This window comes from Flavobacterium sp. HTF (genome assembly GCF_003105115.1).
In the GTDB taxonomy this organism is placed as follows: Bacteria; Bacteroidota; Bacteroidia; order Flavobacteriales; family Flavobacteriaceae; genus Flavobacterium.
The window spans coordinates 1-18,077 of record NZ_QETH01000061.1 but is presented as its reverse complement, the minus strand read 5'-3'; the positions used below and the strand labels follow the sequence as shown (position 1 = coordinate 18,077).

The 18,077-nt window shown below is 35.0% G+C and carries 15 protein-coding genes; 5 read left to right on the top strand and 10 right to left on the bottom strand.

What is annotated here, in order from left to right; all coding sequences use genetic code 11:
• Positions 1-54: 54 nt before the first annotated feature.
• Entirely contained in the window at positions 55-1,644 is a 1,590-nt protein-coding gene (locus DCO46_RS16110) for an ABC-F family ATP-binding cassette domain-containing protein (RefSeq protein WP_116753530.1), read from the top strand.
• 173 nt (positions 1,645-1,817) lie between these two features.
• Here DCO46_RS16110 and DCO46_RS16105 read toward each other — a convergent pair whose 3' ends face one another.
• Both DCO46_RS16105 and DCO46_RS16100 read right to left on the bottom strand, forming a co-directional pair.
• Positions 1,818-3,353 (bottom strand): YifB family Mg chelatase-like AAA ATPase, encoded by a 1,536-nt coding sequence (locus DCO46_RS16105; RefSeq protein WP_116753529.1) that lies wholly within the window; start codon positions 3,351-3,353, stop codon positions 1,818-1,820.
• Between the two features lie 77 nt (positions 3,354-3,430).
• Positions 3,431-4,402 carry a Gfo/Idh/MocA family protein gene (locus tag DCO46_RS16100; RefSeq protein WP_116753528.1) on the bottom strand — a complete coding sequence of 324 codons (972 nt, stop codon included), beginning with the start codon at positions 4,400-4,402 and terminating at the stop codon, positions 3,431-3,433.
• Positions 4,403-4,718: 316 nt separating this feature from the next.
• Here DCO46_RS16100 and DCO46_RS16095 point away from each other — a divergent pair, with 316 nt between their 5' ends.
• Complete coding sequence (locus tag DCO46_RS16095; RefSeq protein ID WP_116753527.1) at positions 4,719-6,035, top strand: ammonium transporter; 1,317 nt, start codon at positions 4,719-4,721, stop codon at positions 6,033-6,035.
• A 180-nt stretch (positions 6,036-6,215) separates the two neighbouring features.
• Here DCO46_RS16095 and DCO46_RS16090 read toward each other — a convergent pair whose 3' ends face one another.
• The 3 genes from DCO46_RS16090 to DCO46_RS16080 all read right to left on the bottom strand — a co-directional run bounded on the left by DCO46_RS16090 (position 6,216) and on the right by DCO46_RS16080 (position 11,034).
• Positions 6,216-8,306 (bottom strand): protein-disulfide reductase DsbD family protein, encoded by a 2,091-nt coding sequence (locus DCO46_RS16090; protein ID WP_116753526.1) that lies wholly within the window; start codon positions 8,304-8,306, stop codon positions 6,216-6,218.
• Entirely contained in the window at positions 8,306-9,616 is a 1,311-nt protein-coding gene (gene tilS, locus DCO46_RS16085; protein WP_116753525.1) for a tRNA lysidine(34) synthetase TilS, read from the bottom strand. The genes DCO46_RS16090 and tilS overlap by 1 nt, the downstream gene beginning before the upstream one ends.
• Before the next feature lie 131 nt (positions 9,617-9,747).
• Entirely contained in the window at positions 9,748-11,034 is a 1,287-nt protein-coding gene (locus DCO46_RS16080) for an anthranilate synthase component I family protein (RefSeq protein ID WP_116753542.1), read from the bottom strand.
• A gap of 138 nt (positions 11,035-11,172) precedes the next feature.
• On the opposite strand from DCO46_RS16080, the gene DCO46_RS16075 reads away from it, so the two are divergent.
• Both DCO46_RS16075 and DCO46_RS16070 read left to right on the top strand, forming a co-directional pair.
• Positions 11,173-12,072: a DUF4349 domain-containing protein gene (locus DCO46_RS16075; protein ID WP_116753524.1), complete on the top strand. Its 900-nt coding sequence runs from the start codon at positions 11,173-11,175 to the stop codon at positions 12,070-12,072.
• Positions 12,073-12,282: 210 nt separating this feature from the next.
• Complete coding sequence (locus tag DCO46_RS16070; RefSeq protein ID WP_116753523.1) at positions 12,283-12,657, top strand: DoxX family membrane protein; 375 nt, start codon at positions 12,283-12,285, stop codon at positions 12,655-12,657.
• Positions 12,658-12,719: 62 nt separating this feature from the next.
• Here the strand turns inward: DCO46_RS16070 and DCO46_RS16065 are convergent, their stop codons facing one another.
• The 5 genes from DCO46_RS16065 to DCO46_RS16045 all read right to left on the bottom strand — a co-directional run bounded on the left by DCO46_RS16065 (position 12,720) and on the right by DCO46_RS16045 (position 16,325).
• Entirely contained in the window at positions 12,720-13,265 is a 546-nt protein-coding gene (locus DCO46_RS16065) for a lipocalin family protein (RefSeq protein ID WP_116753522.1), read from the bottom strand.
• 168 nt (positions 13,266-13,433) lie between these two features.
• The gene (gene lpdA, locus DCO46_RS16060; protein ID WP_116753521.1) at positions 13,434-14,837 is read right to left on the bottom strand and encodes a dihydrolipoyl dehydrogenase; all 1,404 of its coding nucleotides are present in this window, start codon (positions 14,835-14,837) and stop codon (positions 13,434-13,436) included.
• Between the two features lie 381 nt (positions 14,838-15,218).
• Entirely contained in the window at positions 15,219-15,509 is a 291-nt protein-coding gene (locus DCO46_RS16055) for a type II toxin-antitoxin system RelE/ParE family toxin (protein ID WP_116753520.1), read from the bottom strand.
• Positions 15,499-15,744: a hypothetical protein gene (locus tag DCO46_RS16050; RefSeq protein ID WP_116753519.1), complete on the bottom strand. Its 246-nt coding sequence runs from the start codon at positions 15,742-15,744 to the stop codon at positions 15,499-15,501. The genes DCO46_RS16055 and DCO46_RS16050 overlap by 11 nt, the downstream gene beginning before the upstream one ends.
• Positions 15,745-15,866: 122 nt before the next feature.
• Entirely contained in the window at positions 15,867-16,325 is a 459-nt protein-coding gene (locus DCO46_RS16045) for an Lrp/AsnC family transcriptional regulator (protein WP_116753518.1), read from the bottom strand.
• Positions 16,326-16,585: 260 nt separating this feature from the next.
• On the opposite strand from DCO46_RS16045, the gene DCO46_RS16040 reads away from it, so the two are divergent.
• Positions 16,586-17,788, top strand: a complete 1,203-nt coding sequence (locus DCO46_RS16040; RefSeq protein WP_116753517.1) for an aminotransferase class I/II-fold pyridoxal phosphate-dependent enzyme — start codon at positions 16,586-16,588, stop codon at positions 17,786-17,788.
• Positions 17,789-18,077 lie beyond the last annotated feature (289 nt).

The following is an 18,077-nucleotide window of genomic DNA, read 5'->3' as shown; positions in this document are numbered from 1 at the left end:
TAGATAGTAAACCCATTGTGGTTCGCTATAATTATTCATTCTAAAGAAGAAATTATGCTTACTTTACAGAACATTTCATACCTACATACAAACAGGGACTTACTGTTTGACAAAATTACTTTTACAGCCAATAATCAGGAAAAAATTGCTTTGATTGGCAACAATGGCGTTGGAAAATCTACACTCCTAAAAATTATTTCGGGCGAATTACAGGCTTCGGACGGATTACTCAAATCAGATTCAAAACCTTATTATGTACCTCAGATTTTTGGACAGTTTAATCATCTTACCATTGCGCAGGCGTTACAGGTAGAAGATAAACTAAATGCACTTCAGGAAATTCTTAACGGAAATGTTTCTGAAGAAAACCTCAATGTTTTAAACGACGACTGGACAATTGAAGATCGCTGTAATGAAGCGTTGCAATATTGGCAATTGCGGAATTTAAATTTGAATCAGAAACTGGAGACGCTGAGCGGCGGACAAAAAACAAAAGTCTTTCTGGCCGGAATTTCTATTCACCAGCCTGAACTTGTTTTGCTTGACGAACCCAGTAATCATTTGGATATTTCAGGAAGAGAATTGCTGTACAATTTTATAAAAAGTACTTCTTCAACTTTGATTATTGTAAGCCATGATCGCAAGCTGCTTAATTTACTAAGTTCCGTATACGAATTGTCGAAATACGGAATTACAGTTTATGGCGGTAATTATGATTTTTATGCCGAACAAAAATTCATAGAAAATAATGCTTTGAGCCAGGATATTCAGAGTAAGGAAAAAGCTTTGCGCAAAGCAAAAGAAAAAGAGCGTGAAACTCTCGAAAGACAAAACAAACTGGATTCGCGTGGTGAAAAGAAGCAAAAGAAAGCCGGAGTTTCCCGAATTATGATGAACACTTTGCGAAACAATGCCGAAAACAGCACGGCAAAAACCAAAGGGGTTCATGCTGAAAAAATTGGCGGAATCTCAAAAGAATTACAAGAATTACGATCGTCTTTGCCTGATATTGAGCAGATGAAATTTGGCTTTGACAAAACGGATTTACACAAAGGAAAAATACTTTTTAAGGCAACTGAAATTAATCATGGTTACGAAGATCAACTATTATGGAAAAAATCACTTAGTTTCCAAATCCTAAGTGGTCAGCGTATGGCGCTGAAAGGTTTAAATGGTTCAGGAAAAACAACTTTGATTAAAATCATCATGGGCGAATTACAGCCCAAAACAGGAATTGTCTACAAAGCCGATTCCAGAATTATTTATATCGATCAGGATTATTCGCTTATCGAAAATGAAATTTCGGTTTATGAACAAGCTCAGAAATTTAATACTTCCGGGTTACAGGAACATGACATAAAAATGAAACTAAACAAGTTTTTGTTTTCTCAAAACGACTGGAACAAGCCTTGTTTTGCTTTAAGCGGAGGAGAAAAAATGCGTTTGATGCTTTGTTGCTTAACCATAAATAATCAGGCTCCGGATATTATTATTTTAGATGAACCAACAAATAATCTTGATATTCAAAATATAGAAATCCTGACTGCCGCTATTAATGAATATAAAGGAACTTTAATTGTGGTTTCACATGATGCTATTTTTTTGGACGAAATTCACACAGAGGATTTTATTGAGTTGAATTAAAAGTACATTGTCATTCCGAAGGAGGAGAAATAGCACGTGCTGAATACACTGCTGTCGAGTTTCTAGTGCGATTCCTCGTTCCCCGGAATGACACTACTGTATGTTTAAGCTTCACAATCTAAAATCTAATCCCGTCCCGATGATTCGGGATCGGGACTAAAATCTGAAATAAACTACCCCAGCCAGCCATCGCGGTCCAAACTTCTGTATTGGATTGCTTCGGCAATATGCGGGGAAATAATTTGCTCCGAACCATCTAAGTCGGCGATTGTCCGTGCTACTTTCAAAATCCTGTCGTACGCTCTTGCTGAAAGATTTAGTCTTTCCATAGCCGTTTTTAGCAATTGTTTTGATTGCTCGTCAAGTCCACAAAATTCCCTGATTTGCTTGGTATTCATTTGGGCATTATAATGAATATTGGGCAATTGTTCAAAACGAAGTGATTGAATTTCCCGTGCTGCCGTTACACGTTTTCTGATTTCGACACTGCTTTCGGCTTTCCTGTCGTCTGATAATTTTTCAAAAGGAACAGGCGTTACTTCTATATGAATATCGATCCGGTCTAGTAGTGGTCCCGAAATTTTGCTCATATAACGCTGCATTTCGTGTGGTGAAGAAGTATTAGGCACACTCGGATCGTTAAAGAAACCACTTGGGCTTGGATTCATACTGGCAACCAGCATAAACGATGATGGATAGGTCACGGTAAATTTGGCACGCGAAATGGTAACCTCACGATCTTCCAGAGGCTGACGCATTACTTCGAGAACATCACGTTTAAATTCCGGCAACTCATCCAGAAACAAAACGCCATTGTGCGCCATCGAGATTTCGCCTGGCTGCGGATAGCTTCCGCCACCAACCAATGCCACATTAGAAATTGTGTGATGTGGACTGCGAAATGGTCTTTGATTCATTAAACCGACTTCTTTTAATTTTCCTGCAACACTATGGATTTTTGTAGTTTCAAGTGCTTCGCGCAAAGTCATTGGCGGCAGAATACTGGGCAATCTTTTCGCCAGCATTGTTTTTCCGGCTCCGGGCGGGCCAATTAAAATAATGTTGTGTCCTCCGGCTGCTGCAATCTCCATACAGCGCTTAATACTTTCCTGTCCGCGAACATCTGAAAAATCAAACTCAGGAAAATCGAGTGTTTTATAAAATTCAGTTCTGGTGTCGATTGTCGTTGGTTTCAGAGTTCCTTTTCCTTCAAAAAAATCAATTACTTCCTGTAAATTTTCGACTCCATAAACATCTAAACCTGCAACGATCGCAGCTTCCTTTACATTCTGTTTTGGAAGAAAAAAACCTTTGTAGCCTTCTTCTTTTGCTTTTATAGCAATGGGCAAAGCTCCGTTTATAGATTGCAGGCTTCCGTCAAGCGAAAGCTCTCCCATAATAATATACTGATCAACTTCGGGTGCTTTTATCTGATCTGATGCGACTAAAATTCCGATTGCAAGAGGCAAATCGTATGCAGAACCTTCTTTTCGAAGATCGGCCGGTGCCATATTGATTGTTATTTTCCTGCCCGGCATTGCATACTCATTATTTTTTAAAGCTGCCGCAATACGGTAACTACTTTCTTTTATGGCATTATCAGGCAATCCAACTAAATGATAACCAATTCCTTTATCCATATTTACCTCAACCGTAATGGTTGTGGCTTCAACTCCAAAAACGGCACTCCCGTAAACTTTAATCAGCATAAAAATTCATTCATTAAATATTTTTAAAACTACTAAAAATATTTAATTTATAATCTTTTTACTACAAAATATAATTTTTAAAAACCAAGACCAATCTGGTTTTTGATTTCCTCAACTATTTTGCTCAAATCCAGACTATTACGATGTGACCATTTTTCGCTTTCTATTTTATTGTTCCTTATACAGTTATGACATTCGATGGCTTCATGCGTATAACCTCTTCCAAGAGTTGGAAATTTAAAAACAGATTCTTCTTCATTTTTAAAAACAGAATATCCATCAGCGACAAACCATGGTACGTTTAATTCTATCCTTCCTTCTGTTCCGGAAAGAACTGCTTTCATATCCGAATCTGAAATTATAGACGCATTCAATATTGACTGGGCAGATTCATATTGCAAAATCATGGAAGTCTGTAAATCAATATCATTTTTATGTTTGATTGCTTTTGCAACGATCTCTTTCGGATTTCCCAGAAAGAGATAAGACAAGAATAAAGGATAAACGCCAATATCAAAAAGTGCCCCGCCTCCCAGTTCCTTGTCAAAAAGCCTTTTATTTTCTGTTTCACTTCCGTAAAAGGCAAAACCGGCTTTTATGTAATTTATTTCACCGATTATTCCATTATTAACTTTCTCCACAACATTCTGAACAGACGGAATAAAGCGCGTCCAAAAAGCTTCCATAAAAAATTTATTATTCTTTTTAGAAGCTTCAGTCATATTAACAGCATCCTTATAAGATAACGCAATAGGTTTTTCGCATAAAACATGCTTGCCTTTTTGTAATGCCTTTATAGATAATTCTGCATGCGAATCGTGCGGTGTTGCAATATAAACAATGTCAACCTGGGCATCAGCAAAAAGGGCATCATAGGAATCATATGCTTTTGTACAATTATATTTTTGGGCAAACTGATTTGCTTTTTCTAAATTTCTTGATGCAACTGCGACCAATTCAGCATCTTCTAACAATAATAAGTCTGCAGCAAACTGATGGGCAATATTCCCTAAGCCAACAATTCCCCATTTAATCTTTTGAATTTCCATTCTTAAATTTTAATTATAAAAAATGTTAAAAACATCAAATATACATTATCATAAAAACAAAAGAGACGATTTTTGACAATATTCATCAGAAATTCAAAATAAAAATATCAGAAAAAAAACACAAAACGTCAGAATTTTTTAAACGAAGGAAAAAAAATGTTGCCAAATTGTAAATTTTAAGTCTATTTTAACAAATACATGTAAAATATAAGGGGTCAAAATAAAAAATCAGCAAAAATTAACCATTGAACTCTATTTTTTTTAGGGGTGTCAATTGATTTTATACTTTTATCAAAAAATTTAAAACTAAATAACTATGCGAAAAATTATTTTAAGTGTGATTCTTATCACGATTTTAGTACTAACCTTCATTTCAAATTTTATCCTTTCAGATAATCCAATTCCTGCCGAAGCTGTCAAGTTTGACACAGGAGATACCGCCTGGATGATCGTTGCAACTGCTTTTGTATTGTTAATGACTCCCGGATTAGGATTTTTCTATGGAGGTATGGTAGGTAAGAAAAACGTAATTAGCACAATGCTTCAGAGCTTTATGGCAATGGTAGTGGTTACTATCTTATGGACTGTTGTTGCTTTTGGATTAGCATTCGGACCAACAATTGGCGGAATTATCGGAGACCCGACTCACAATTTATTTTTTGAAGGTGTTGGTACCAATACTGCATGGAGCCTTGCACCTACAATCCCTTTTATGTTATTCGCATTATTTCAGGCAAAATTTGCTATCATTACTCCTGCATTAATTACAGGTGCTTTTGCAGAACGTGTACGTTTCTGGGCTTATTTATTATTCATGGTTTTATTTATATTATTGATATATGCTCCTCTTGCTCACATGACATGGCATCCTGATGGAGTTTTCTTTAAAATGGGAGTTCTTGACTTCGCCGGAGGAACTGTGGTTCACATGAGTGCTGGTTGGGCTGCATTGGCCGGAGCAATCTTTTTAGGGAAAAGAAAAATCCAAAAAGTTAATCCTGCAAGAATTACTTATGTATTATTAGGTACAGGTTTATTATGGTTTGGCTGGTTTGGTTTCAACGCAGGATCTGCCCTTGGAGCAAACGGATTGGCTGTTCAGGCGTTAGGAACTACTACTGTTGCTGCTGCCGCTGCCGCAATGGCATGGGTTTTCCTTGATAAAATTTTAGGTCACAAATTATCAGCTCTTGGTGCTTGTATCGGTGCAGTTGTAGGTTTAGTTGCTATTACTCCTGCTGCAGGTTTCGTAAGCATCCCTCATGCAATATTCATCGGATTATTCTCTGCTATTGTAAGTAACCTTGTGGTTAGTAAATTCCCTAAAGGAAAAATTGACGATGCTTTGGATGTATTTGCCTGTCACGGTGTTGGTGGTATGGTAGGTATGTTATTGACTGGTGTTTTTGCTTCAAAAGCAATTAACCCTGCTGTAGGTGATAACCAGGGTCTGATTTTCGGAACTCCAACTTTATTTATCAATCAGTTAACTGCTATGGTAATTGTATCTATCTTTGCTTTTGTAGGTTCTTACGTATTGTTTTTTATTGTAAATAAAATCACTCCTCTAAGAGTTACTGAAGAAAAAGAAGAACTAGGATTAGATATTTCTCAACACGGAGAATACCTATAGTATATTTTACAAAAAAACTAACAACCAAAATAAAAAATCCCTCTGAGCCAAAACTTAGAGGGATTTTTGTTTGAATTAAATTCAACCTGTGAATATTTTAGATTGCAGAATTTAGATGTTAGAATAAATTCTTAATTCTTAATTCTTAATTCTTAATTCTTAATTCTTAATTCTTATAAACTATTTAAAATTTGCAATTCCTTCTTTTAGCCATTCCAAATATTCCTCAACTCCAACATAACTGATTGTCGGTTTAGAAGTGTGCAGGTTTTTGCCTTCCAAATCTGTGATAACATACAAAGGCTGTGTGTTTGTTTTATATTTCGAGATCATAAACTCTGTCCATTTATCACCAACTGTTATAATTTCATCTCCTGATGCTGTTGTATATTGCTCATCTTCCGGCAAATCTCTTTTATCATCAACATAAAGCGAAATCAGAACCACATCATTTTTCAGGATTGGCAAAATACTCGGATCTGACCAAACATTGTTTTCCATTTTACGACAATTTACACAAGCATGTCCTGTAAAATCTAACATTATTGGCTTTTTGATTGATTTGGCGTAAGCTAAACCATCTTCATAATCATGAAAAACCATAATACCATGAGGACCAAGTTCTGCGCCTTCCGGTAAACCTTTTATGGCATCAGCACCTGAATTTCCTGAACCACCAAATCCAAACGGACTTTCACTATATTGCTGAGGCGGCGGGAATGCACTGATTAACTTTAATGGCGCTCCCCAAAGTCCCGGAATTAAATAAATTGTAAACACCAAAGAAAGTAATCCAACATATAATCTTCCAACAGAAATACGTTCCGACGGACTATCGTGAGGCAAAGTAATTTTACCAAATAAATACAATGTCAGTGCTGCAAATACTGCAATCCAGATTGCTATAAAAACTTCTCTTTCTAAGAAATGTAATTGTAAAACCAAATCGGCATTTGACAAAAATTTGAAGGCAAAAGCCAGCTCCAAAAATCCTAAAAAGACTTTTACCGTATTTAACCAGCCACCTGATTTTGGCAATGAATTTAACCAACCCGGAAACATGGCAAAAAGCATAAATGGTAAGGACAATGCTAAAGAAAAACCTAACATTCCGACAATTGGCCCTAAAACTCCATTAGTCGCAGCCTGAAATAAAAGCGGACCTACAATTGGACCTGTACATGAAAATGATACAATAGCAAGTGCCAATGCCATAAACAAAATACCGACAACGCCGCCTTTATCTGCCTGTTTATCTACTTTGTTTGCCCATGAATTAGGGAGCATAATTTCGAATGCACCCAAAAATGATGATGCAAAAACAATTAATAAAACAAAAAATATCAGATTAAAATAAACATTGGTTGCCAATGAATTCAGAGCATCTGCACCAAAAATCCAGGAAACGGAAAAACCAAGTATTACATATATCAGAATAATTGCGATACCATAAATAATTGCATTTCTAATCCCTGCGGCTCTCGTTTTACTTTGTTTGGTAAAGAAACTCACAGTCATCGGAATCATTGGAAATACGCAAGGTGTAAACAATGCTGTAAAACCGCCTAAAAATGCCAAAAAGAATAAAGTCCATAAACTTCCTTGTTCATCCGTAGCAGGGATTTCTTCTTTTTCTGCAGTCCTGGTCACTTCAGATTTTGCTTTTTCTGCTGGTGGGGCAACTACCGTTTTTTCTGTAGTATCAATTGCCAAACCTGCTTTTTTTGTTTCGTCTAATTTTGCTTCTGAAACTGTTGGAACAGCCACCATTTGAAATGATGCCGGAATAGCAATTGAGAATTTCTTGCTCGAATTGATACAAACTTCTTTACAAACCTGAAAATCAAAATCAACATCGACTGTTTTTAAGTTCGGATTTGTAATTATGATTTCCTGTTCAATATGTGCTTTTCCTTCAAAGAAAGTTTCATTAACCCCAAAAACATCATTAAAAGCTGTTCTGGTTTTTCCTTCTTTGGCTTTGCCTACTAAATTATAATTTCCTTTTTGGTTTTTAAACACAATTTCTAACGGCAGCGGACCTCCGTCGGGTGTAAATTGCGAATACATATGCCACTCTTTCTCAATCGTTCCGTCAAAAATCAAAATAGCGTTGCTTCCTGATTTTTTTTCAATTTTAGCGGTCCATTTTACAGGCTCGAGTATTTGGGCATTTCCTTTTGCAAAAGCAAAAACGAAAAATAACAAAAACAGAATAGCTTGATTCCATACCTTTTTTGTTATCGTTTGACAAGTTTGATTAATGTTCATTATTGTAGTTCTATTTTGAGTATTCTATTAGTGCTTTTTTCAATCCTAAATCTTTCATCCTGACGAATTCCGACAACCCACACAATCTGATCATCAGAGCATAAGATCCATGTTTTTTCTTTCTCTATGAGGGACAATTTTTCGTCTTTAAACAGCTTGCTCACTTTTTTGGACTTTCCCTGCATCCCAAAAGGATGAAAAACATCTCCTTCATTCCACTTACGTAAAACTAAAGGAAAACGGATTTTTTTGGCGTCCACAAAGATAGCTTTATTTGAATCTATTGTAATCTCATCTACCTGAGAAAGCCTCAAATTTAAGGGAAAATTAACTTCTGTCTCATCTTCGCTAATTTCATATTCCTGATTTTCATTCGCTTCAGAAACAGGGCTCAAAATTAAAGTATCTCTGTTTTTCAACAATCTGAATTCCTCAGAAAACACCTGTTTTCCGGACTGGCCTTCTGCTAAATCATAAACATCGTTCCAGGCAAGAAACCCAAATTCATTAAGCCATTGATACAGATACGATTTATAATTTGGTAATTTTTTAAGCTGATTTAAATCAAAATGAATATCATCTCCGGCCTCTTTTGCTACCTGCTGATAAATCATGATTGAAGCATCTTCGGCCATTTCCTGCGATTCCTGCAAATAAGATTGTGTTTTCTGAAAAGCATTTAGAAAATTGGGGTTGATTTCTTTTAAAACCGGGACTAAGTCATGACGAATTTTATTCCGAAGATATTTATTAGATGCATTGCTGCTGTCTTCACGCCATTCGATATTATTTTCATGGGCATAATTCAGGATTTCTTCTCTGGAAAAAGGCAAAAGCGGGCGAATGATCCTGTCATTTTGTTCCGGAATCCCTGTTAATCCATCAAGCCCTGTTCCTCTGGTCAGGTTTATGATGAAAGTTTCGAGATTATCATCCGCATGATGGGCGGTCAAAATATAATCGTAGTTTTCACTTTCTAAAAGTTCATAAAACCAGCTGTAACGCAATTCACGGGCAGCAACTTGTATCGAAAGCTTATAATCTTTTGCAAAAGCCTCAGTATCAAATTGTGTAATAAAAACCGGAACTTCATTTTTGTCGCAATAATTTTTAATAAAATTCTGATCATCAAAACTTTCCACTCCGCGAAGCTGAAAATTGCAATGCAGAACGGCAATTTCATACGGCAATTGCTGCAGCAAATGAAGTAAAACCATACTGTCTAAACCTCCGCTAACCGCAAGGAAAAGTTTTTTTTCTGCTAAAAAGGGAAATCTGGAAACGATATGATTTTGAAATTTTGTAAGCATCCGATAAATGTAAAAAATTAAAATGTATCTATTCTTAAATGAAATGTTAAGCGTGATGTTTTTTTTGCGACTAATTCATCAGTACTGTCTAAAATAATATTTAAAAAAAATCGTGCTAATTCGGGGCAAATTTATCTCAAAACCTCATGCATCGCTTTGGCTTTCAGCAAACATTCTTCGTATTCTTTTTCGGGTATTGATAGTGATGTTATGGCACTTCCGACAGAAAATGAAACGTATTGGTTTTCCTGATTATACAAAATACTCCGGATTACGACATTAAAATCAAAATCTCCATCTGGCGTGAAGTAACCTACGGCACCACTGTATAAACCCCGTTTTGTTTCTTCAAGATTTTCAATAATTTTCATAACCGAAATCTTTGGTGCTCCGGTCATACTTCCCATTGGGAAAGTTGTTTTTAAAACATCGCTTGGAGAATATTGAGGATCTATTTTTGACGTAATTGTCGAAATCATCTGGTGAACCTGCAGAAAAGAATATATTTTGCAAAGCTCCACCACTTCTACAGAACCTTTTTGTGCCGTATGTGACAGATCATTACGAACCAGATCTGTAATCATGATATTTTCTGCACGCTCTTTTGGGTCGTTTTCGAGATATTGTCTGGAAATTTCATCTTCAACCGGATCAGAAAAACGTTTTGAAGTTCCTTTTATTGGTTGGGAAATTACCGTTTCGCCCACTTTTTTCAGGTAACGTTCCGGTGAAGCCGAAAGTAGAAATTGTTTGTTATTTTTAAAGAAAACAGAAAAAGGCGCCTGCGAAATTTCATTTAGTTTTTGAAATTTTTCCAATGGATTTATTAGCGCATTTTCGGCAAAAAATTCCATACAAAAATTAGCTTCGTACATATCACCTATGTGAATATGATTCAGCATTTTTGTTATTTTTTCTACATAAGATTCTTTTGAAATTCTTTGCTGAATATTTAGTTTCCCCAATGTTTCATAAGCATCGGACTGACTTTGGACAATTTCTTCAAAATCGCTTTCAACTTCATCATCACAAAGAAATAAATATTTGATTTCGAGTTGGTTTTCTTTTAATAAATATATTTTTTTTGGCTGAAAGAAAAACAAATCCGGAAAATCTAATCCGTCAAAATTGGAGGAATTTAAATTTTCGACAGTGTTTTTGAGGTCGTATGACAAATAACCAAAAAGCCAGTCTTTTGTTGTAGTCTGGTATTGTTTCAGATCATCAAAAGCGTTTTCAAAATCGGTTTTTAAAGAAGTAAAGGCATCTACCGCCAGCAAACAATCAAAGCTCGAATATTCTTGCGGATATGAATTGCTATCCAAAAAAACAACTTCACGAAATTGTTGTGACCAAACTAAAAGCTGCTGTTTAAACTGCTCAGGATTTGCAATATGTTTATGAATTGAAACTCTCAAAAATAAATAAAATTTAGATTTCAAAATTACGACAAAAAAAATCCTTCAAAAAAGTAATCCGCGAAAATTATTGGCATACTTTTTAGTACACGAGATTTAGTATAAACACCTAAATTATTAATCAACCCTTTAACCTTTATGAAAACAATTGCAAAATTAAGTTTGGCCTCATTAGTAATTCTCGTATTACTATTTTCCTGTAAAAAATCAGACAGCGCTGTCGGCGAAGAATCTGCAGATTATGCTGCTGCTGCAGACAGTACTTCCGTTATATCTTCATCTGCTGCGGTAGAGAAAAAAGACAGCAAACAAAAATTTATCCGCACGGCAGATTTAAAATTTAAGGTCCGAAATGTCGCAAAGTCAACTTATGCAATTGAAAACGCTGTCCAGAAATTTGGAGGTTTTGTAACCTATACTAATTTACAAAGTACGATTCAGAATCAGATTAAAACAAAAATAAGTCAGGACAGCACTCTCGAAACCACAAAATATACTGTAGAAAATAACATTACTATTCGCGTGCCTAATACCCAACTGGACACTGTAATCAAGACCATTGCCAGACAAATTGATTTTCTGGATTTCAGAGTAATCAAAGCAGATGATGTTTCTTTAAAACTTTTGGCTAATCAGCTGACTCAAAAAAGAAGTGCGGCATCAGAAAAAAGAGTAGAAAAAGCAATTGATACCAAAGGGAAAAAGATAAACGATATTATTGATGCCGAAAAAACGCTGGCAAATCAAAAAGAAGCAAATGATACTAGTGTAATTGATAATTTATCCATGCAGGATCAGATTAATTTTAGTACTATCACACTTCAGCTTTATCAAAACGAAACCATTAAACAGGAAATAACTGCGGGAGAAAAAGACAGTCACGAATACAAACCTCATCTTGGAATTCAGATCATTGATTCTTTAAAAAATGGCTGGTATATTCTGGAAGCTATATTTGTTTTTCTGTTGAATCTTTGGCCGCTAATTTTAATTACTATTGGAGGAATAATACTTTACAAAAAGTATAAAAGAAATTAGCTAAAAGTGTTAATATAGCAGCAATTTAATAAGAAAAAAATCACTATATTTGATATAGGCATAAATTAATCCCAAAATACGGCTTTATTGATTATCGTATTCTCAATAAAACAACCCGAAAAAGAGATTTTTATTTTATTAGAAAATTTCGTTTGTAATGTATATCAGCAAATAATTTATATTCTTTAACCTATTAAAAATCCTAGTATTATGAAAATTGCTACCATTATTGTCCGAGTTTTGATTGGCCTTTTGCTACTTTTTGCTTCCATCAGCTTTTTCTTCAAGCTGGCACCGGAACCGGAAGTAACTGGAAATTTTAAAGCTTTTAATATGGGCTTAGTTGCTTCAACTTATTTATTGCCACTGGCAAAATCAATAGAATTGCTTTGCGGAATTGCTTTTATAACGGGTCGTTTTGTAACATTGGCCAATATCCTGATTTTACCAATTACAATCAATATTTTGTTTATTAATTATTTCATGGCGCCGGAAGGCCTTCCAATTGCCGGATTATTATTTCTGGCAAATTTATTTTTAATTTACAGATATTGGGATAATTACAGAAGTGTTTTCAGACCATAATTTTTTTATCTTCTTAAAATAAAAAACCCGACAGAATCAAAAACTGTCGGGTTTGTTTTTTTTTAACTGGCCTTATCATGTTTTACCCAGATAAGAGCTGAAGTATCGTAACCGATTTCCTGTGCTTTTTTTAAATATTCTGCATGAATTCGGGCAGGAATTGTAGTTTCTCTGGAAAGTATCCACAGGTATTTCAGGCTTTCACCTGCAACGAGAGCGTACTTGTATTCCGGGTCAACTTCAATTACATTATAACCTGAGTAGAAAGGACCAAAGAATGAGACTCTAAGCATGCCGACATCGTCTTTTTTGACAAATTTGGCTTTCCTAATGCTTTGTTCCCACTCGTCTTTTTTGACGTTATAGCCCTTATTAGCAACTTTTATCGTACCATTATCATTCAAAGAATAATTTGCGGTAACGTTATCCATATTTCTTTCGTACTTATAATCCAGTCTTGCTATCTCATACCATTTTCCCAGATACCTGGCCTTATCAAAATTATTGACAGCCCTGGCTTTCTTTGGAATTGTAGAACCACCACAAGAATAAAGTACGAATGCAATTCCTGCTCCAAATAAAACCGGAGCTATATATTTATTTTTCATGATGTGCTCTTTTATATTATATATAAAGTTAATGCAACAATCAAAGGATTTTTTTACAGAATTATTTTTGTTTGTTATATCTTATAAAGTTACAAATCAATACTTTATAAAACAAAAAAAACCGTCAGAATGTAAATTCTGACGGTCAAATATAATTTTCGTAATATGTTATACGTGAATTGCTCTGTTTTCAGTCGCTGCCAATGCTGCTTCTTTTACCGCTTCCGCGAAAGTTGGATGCGCGTGGCTCATTCTTGAAATATCTTCAGCAGAAGCTTTAAATTCCATTGCTGTAACCGCTTCAGCGATTAAATCTGCTGTACGTGCCCCAATCATATGAACTCCTAAAACTTCATCTGTTTTTTCGTCAGCAAGGATTTTTACGAATCCGTCTAAGTCAGCACTTGCTCTAGCACGTCCTAACGCTTTGAAAGGAAAACTACCTGATTTGTACGCCACTCCTGCCGCTTTCAATTGCTCTTCAGTTTGTCCAACTGCAGCAACTTCCGGCCAAGTGTAAACTACACCAGGAATTAAGTTGTAATCGATATGTGGTTTTTGACCTGCTAAGATTTCAGCAACCATAGTTCCTTCTTCTTCTGCTTTGTGTGCTAACATTGCTCCACGAACAACGTCACCAATTGCGTAAATATTTGGAACACTTGTTTGTAAATGATCGTTTACTTCAACCTGCCCTCTGTCTGAAATTTTTACTCCGGCTTTGTCAGCGTTTAATCCGTCTGTGTAAGGACGACGACCAACAGAAACTAATGAATAATCCCCTTCCAAAGTGATTGTTTCTCCTTTTGCATTTTCAGCCTGAACTGTAACAGCATCGCCGTTTCTTTCTACTGATTTTACTTTGTGAGAAACGTAGAATTTCATTCCTTGTTTTTTCAATACTTTAGTCAGTTCTTTAGAAAGGGAACCGTCCATTCCGGGAATAATTCTGTCCATGAATTCCACTACAGAAACCTGCGCTCCTAAACGTAAATAAACTTGTCCAAGCTCGATTCCGATAACTCCTCCACCAATAATTACTAAATGTTTTGGAACTTCTTTTAATTCTAAAGCTTCGGTAGAAGTGATGATTCTTTCTTTATCAATTTTGATGAATGGCAAAGAAGATGGTTTTGACCCTGTAGCAATTACAGTATATTTTGCTTCGATAGTTTCAGAAGTTCCGTCAGCTTTTGCAACAGCGATATGCGTTGCATCTACGAAAGAACCTAAACCATTGAAAACAGTAATTTTATTTTTATCCATTAAGTAGTTGATTCCACCTACGGTTTGATCTACAACTGCTTGTTTGCGCGCGATCATTTTCTCTAAATTGATTTTTACATCTCCAGAAACTTCGATTCCGTGATCTGCAAAATGAGCAATTTCAGCATAATGATGAGAAGAAGATAATAATGCTTTTGAAGGAATACAACCTACGTTAAGGCAAGTTCCGCCTAATGAATTATATTTTTCTACAATTGCAGTTTTGAAACCTAATTGTGCGCAACGAATTGCTGATACATATCCTCCAGGACCTGAACCTATAATGACTACGTCAAATGAACTCATAGTATTTTGTTTTTATTTTAGCGGTTACAAAATTAAGGAATAAAGTTCTGTTTGAAGTTTAATTTTCAATGTTTTTTGTGTGAAATTTTGGGTTGTAGTTTTACCGCAAAGAGCGCTAAGAATTACACGAAGGCCGCTAAGTTTTTTATTTTTAATCTCGCAAAGACGCAGAGTCGCAAAGTTTTTTTTATGAATAGTGCTGAATTAATAGCGTCCAGCTTTAGCTGGATGATAAATATTGTCAAAGTGAAAGGGCTTTAGCCAAATCTTTATTAATTTGGCTAAAGCCCTTTACTTATTAAACCTAATTCCTCCAGCTAAAGCTGGAGGCAATTCAAAAAACGTTGAACCTTTATATCTCTGTCACTTTGCAACTCTTCACTAAGGCTTCCTTTCTGGATTTCTTGAAGTATGAAATACAGAATGAATAATGATATCAGTCCCTATAATCTCATAAATAATAACAAAAGGAAATTTTACCAAAGTCATTTCACGATAAACTGGTTGCTTTTTAATTTCAAATAATTCTGGATTTGTTTTTAAAACCTTGAGATAAGATCTTAGATAAGTTAGAAATTGCTTTCCTAAACCTTTACTTCTGCTTTCGTAAAATTCAATAGATTCATCAATCTCTTTTTCTGCTAATGGTAAAATTTTGATTTTAAAAACCATATTTCGCATTCAATCGCTGTTCTGTTTCTTCCCACGAACTTGCCTGTATTTCTCCAGACAAATATTTTTCTCTTTCTTCAGCAACTAAATTATAATGCGTATTAGGAACAATTGAATCTTTTTCATCATGATTAATGGCATCAAAAACACTTTCCAAAATTTCTAATTTAGAATCGTCATCAATAAATTTACCAAAATCTTTTATAAGCTTGCGTCTTAATTCCTTTGTCCCCATTTTGTTTCTATTTAAACTCAAATTTAAGATTTATAATGATTCAACTATGTTAAAACTTATTTTGCGCGACAAAGTCTCAGAGAAAAAAACTTAGAATCTCAGAACCTTAGCATCTTAGTACCTTAAAAAGAAATCACTGTCGAATTCTTCACCTCACTAATCATAAACATGCTTTGTGTACTTCCGATATGTTGTAACGAAGTAAGTTTTGTTACCAGAAATTCCCTGTAAGCTTCCATATCTTTTACTAATACTTTTAGGATATAATCGTAATCACCGCTTACGTGATGACATTCTAAAACTTCGTTTAGTTTGATGACTTCGCTTTCAAATTTGGTTAGGAATTCTTTCGTATGCTGAATGAGTTTTAAATGACAGAAAACGACAAACCCTTTTTCGATTTTAGACTTATCTACTAATGCGACATAGTTTTTGATAATCCCTTCACGTTCCAGTTTTTTGATTCGCTCATAAACTGCCGTTACAGATAAATTAAGTTTTAAGGATAATTCTTTGGTTGTTTTTTTACTGTCAGTTTGTAATAAAACAAGAAGTTTTTTATCGGTTTCGTCTAAAGTCATTGCTTTCTGTTTATTGTTTATGGTTTGTTGTTTTTTAGTTTGTTGTTTTTTAAAAAGAAAGAAAATCTATGAAATTATAATTCTCTGATCAAATTTAGATTAAAAATCATTAAAAAATAAAAAATATAGTTTTAAAATCTAAATATTAATTAAATAGTTGATTATTTTTCTAATTAGATCTTATTTTGGATAGAAATTATTTTGAATACTTGCTAAGAACTTGACACTTGAAACAAATAAAAACTTGAAACTAAATAAAAATGAAAGACTTTAACCCGGCAGACAAAATTCAGGATTTGCAGTACTTTGGTGAATTTGGAGGAGTGAATCCGTCTATTTCTGATTCTTCTACCTATACTTTTTTATCAGCAAAAACGATGTTTGATACTTTTGAAGGCAATATGGAAGGCTGTTATTTGTACTCACGCCATTCTTCTCCAAGTAATTTGTATCTGGATCAGGCACTGGCTGCAATGGAAGGAACGGAAACAGCAAATGTTTCAGCTTCGGGAATGGGTGCCATTACGCCTACGCTGTTGCAATTATGTGGCACAGGAGATCATATTGTTTCAAGCAGAACCATCTACGGCGGAACTTATGCTTTTTTGAAGAATTTTACGCCACGATTCGGGATTGAAACCACCTTTGTAGACATTACAAAATTAGATATCGTAGAGAAAGCGATTACTCCAAACACAAAGGTTTTATATTGTGAAACTGTCAGCAATCCGCTTTTGGAAGTTGCTGATATTGCCGAATTGGCTAAAATTGCTAAAAAATACAACTTAAAGTTAGTAGTTGATAACACTTTTTCACCCTTATCTGTTTCTCCGGCAAAACTTGGAGCTGATATTGTAATTCATTCCCTCACAAAATATATTAACGGAAGCAGTGATACGGTTGGTGGTGTAACTTGTGCGTCTAAAGAATTTATTAATTCACTTAAAAATGTAAATTCGGGCGCAAGCATGCTTTTGGGACCAACAATGGATAGTTTGCGTTCTGCAAGTGTAATGAAGAATCTGCGTACCCTTCATATCCGAATTAAGCAACACAGTCATAATGCGCACGTTTTGGCTGATAAATTTGAAAAAGACGGATTAAAAACAGTTTATCCGGGATTGAAAAGCCATCCGAGTCATGAGTTGTACAAAACGATGATTAATCCGGAATATGGTTTTGGCGGAATGATGACAATTGATGTGGGAACTTTGACAAAAGCCAATGAATTAATGGAATTAATGCAGGCCAGAAATCTAGGCTATCTGGCAGTAAGTTTAGGTTTTTATAAAACCCTGTTCAGCGCACCGGGAACTTCTACGTCAAGTGAAATTCCGCTAGACGAACAACACGAAATGGGACTTACTGATGGATTGATTCGCTTTTCGATTGGACTGGACAATGATATTGAGCGTACTTACCAAATGATGAAAGCCTGTATGGTGGAGCTTGGGGTTTTGTAAGGGGTTATTCCGCAAAGATTCACGGAGAGTTTTCGCAGAGATGCACTAAGTATTTCATACAGATTTTATCAACTAAAAAATACGATAAAAAAGCCGTTCTGAATTATTTCAGAACGGCTTTTTATTTATCTAAATTTGCTGATAATGCATAAAAGACTGCCAATATTTATCTTTATAGATTTCATAACTTATTTCAAGAGTATTGCCATATTTTTTAATTATTGAATTTAAAACTTTTGGTGGTTTTCTAAATTCTTTACAAGCAAAATAAATTTCTCTTTTTCCATCA

Coding starts and splice junctions, on each gene's coding strand:
- DCO46_RS16110 (WP_116753530.1), top strand. CDS start 55: ATGCTTACTTTACAGAACATTTCATACCTACATACAAACAGGGACTTA.
- DCO46_RS16105 (WP_116753529.1), bottom strand. CDS start 3,353: ATGCTGATTAAAGTTTACGGGAGTGCCGTTTTTGGAGTTGAAGCCACA.
- DCO46_RS16100 (WP_116753528.1), bottom strand. CDS start 4,402: ATGGAAATTCAAAAGATTAAATGGGGAATTGTTGGCTTAGGGAATATT.
- DCO46_RS16095 (WP_116753527.1), top strand. CDS start 4,719: ATGCGAAAAATTATTTTAAGTGTGATTCTTATCACGATTTTAGTACTA.
- DCO46_RS16090 (WP_116753526.1), bottom strand. CDS start 8,306: ATGAACATTAATCAAACTTGTCAAACGATAACAAAAAAGGTATGGAAT.
- tilS (WP_116753525.1), bottom strand. CDS start 9,616: ATGCTTACAAAATTTCAAAATCATATCGTTTCCAGATTTCCCTTTTTA.
- DCO46_RS16075 (WP_116753524.1), top strand. CDS start 11,173: ATGAAAACAATTGCAAAATTAAGTTTGGCCTCATTAGTAATTCTCGTA.
- DCO46_RS16070 (WP_116753523.1), top strand. CDS start 12,283: ATGAAAATTGCTACCATTATTGTCCGAGTTTTGATTGGCCTTTTGCTA.
- DCO46_RS16065 (WP_116753522.1), bottom strand. CDS start 13,265: ATGAAAAATAAATATATAGCTCCGGTTTTATTTGGAGCAGGAATTGCA.
- lpdA (WP_116753521.1), bottom strand. CDS start 14,837: ATGAGTTCATTTGACGTAGTCATTATAGGTTCAGGTCCTGGAGGATAT.
- DCO46_RS16055 (WP_116753520.1), bottom strand. CDS start 15,509: ATGGTTTTTAAAATCAAAATTTTACCATTAGCAGAAAAAGAGATTGAT.
- DCO46_RS16050 (WP_116753519.1), bottom strand. CDS start 15,744: ATGGGGACAAAGGAATTAAGACGCAAGCTTATAAAAGATTTTGGTAAA.
- DCO46_RS16045 (WP_116753518.1), bottom strand. CDS start 16,325: ATGACTTTAGACGAAACCGATAAAAAACTTCTTGTTTTATTACAAACT.
- DCO46_RS16040 (WP_116753517.1), top strand. CDS start 16,586: ATGAAAGACTTTAACCCGGCAGACAAAATTCAGGATTTGCAGTACTTT.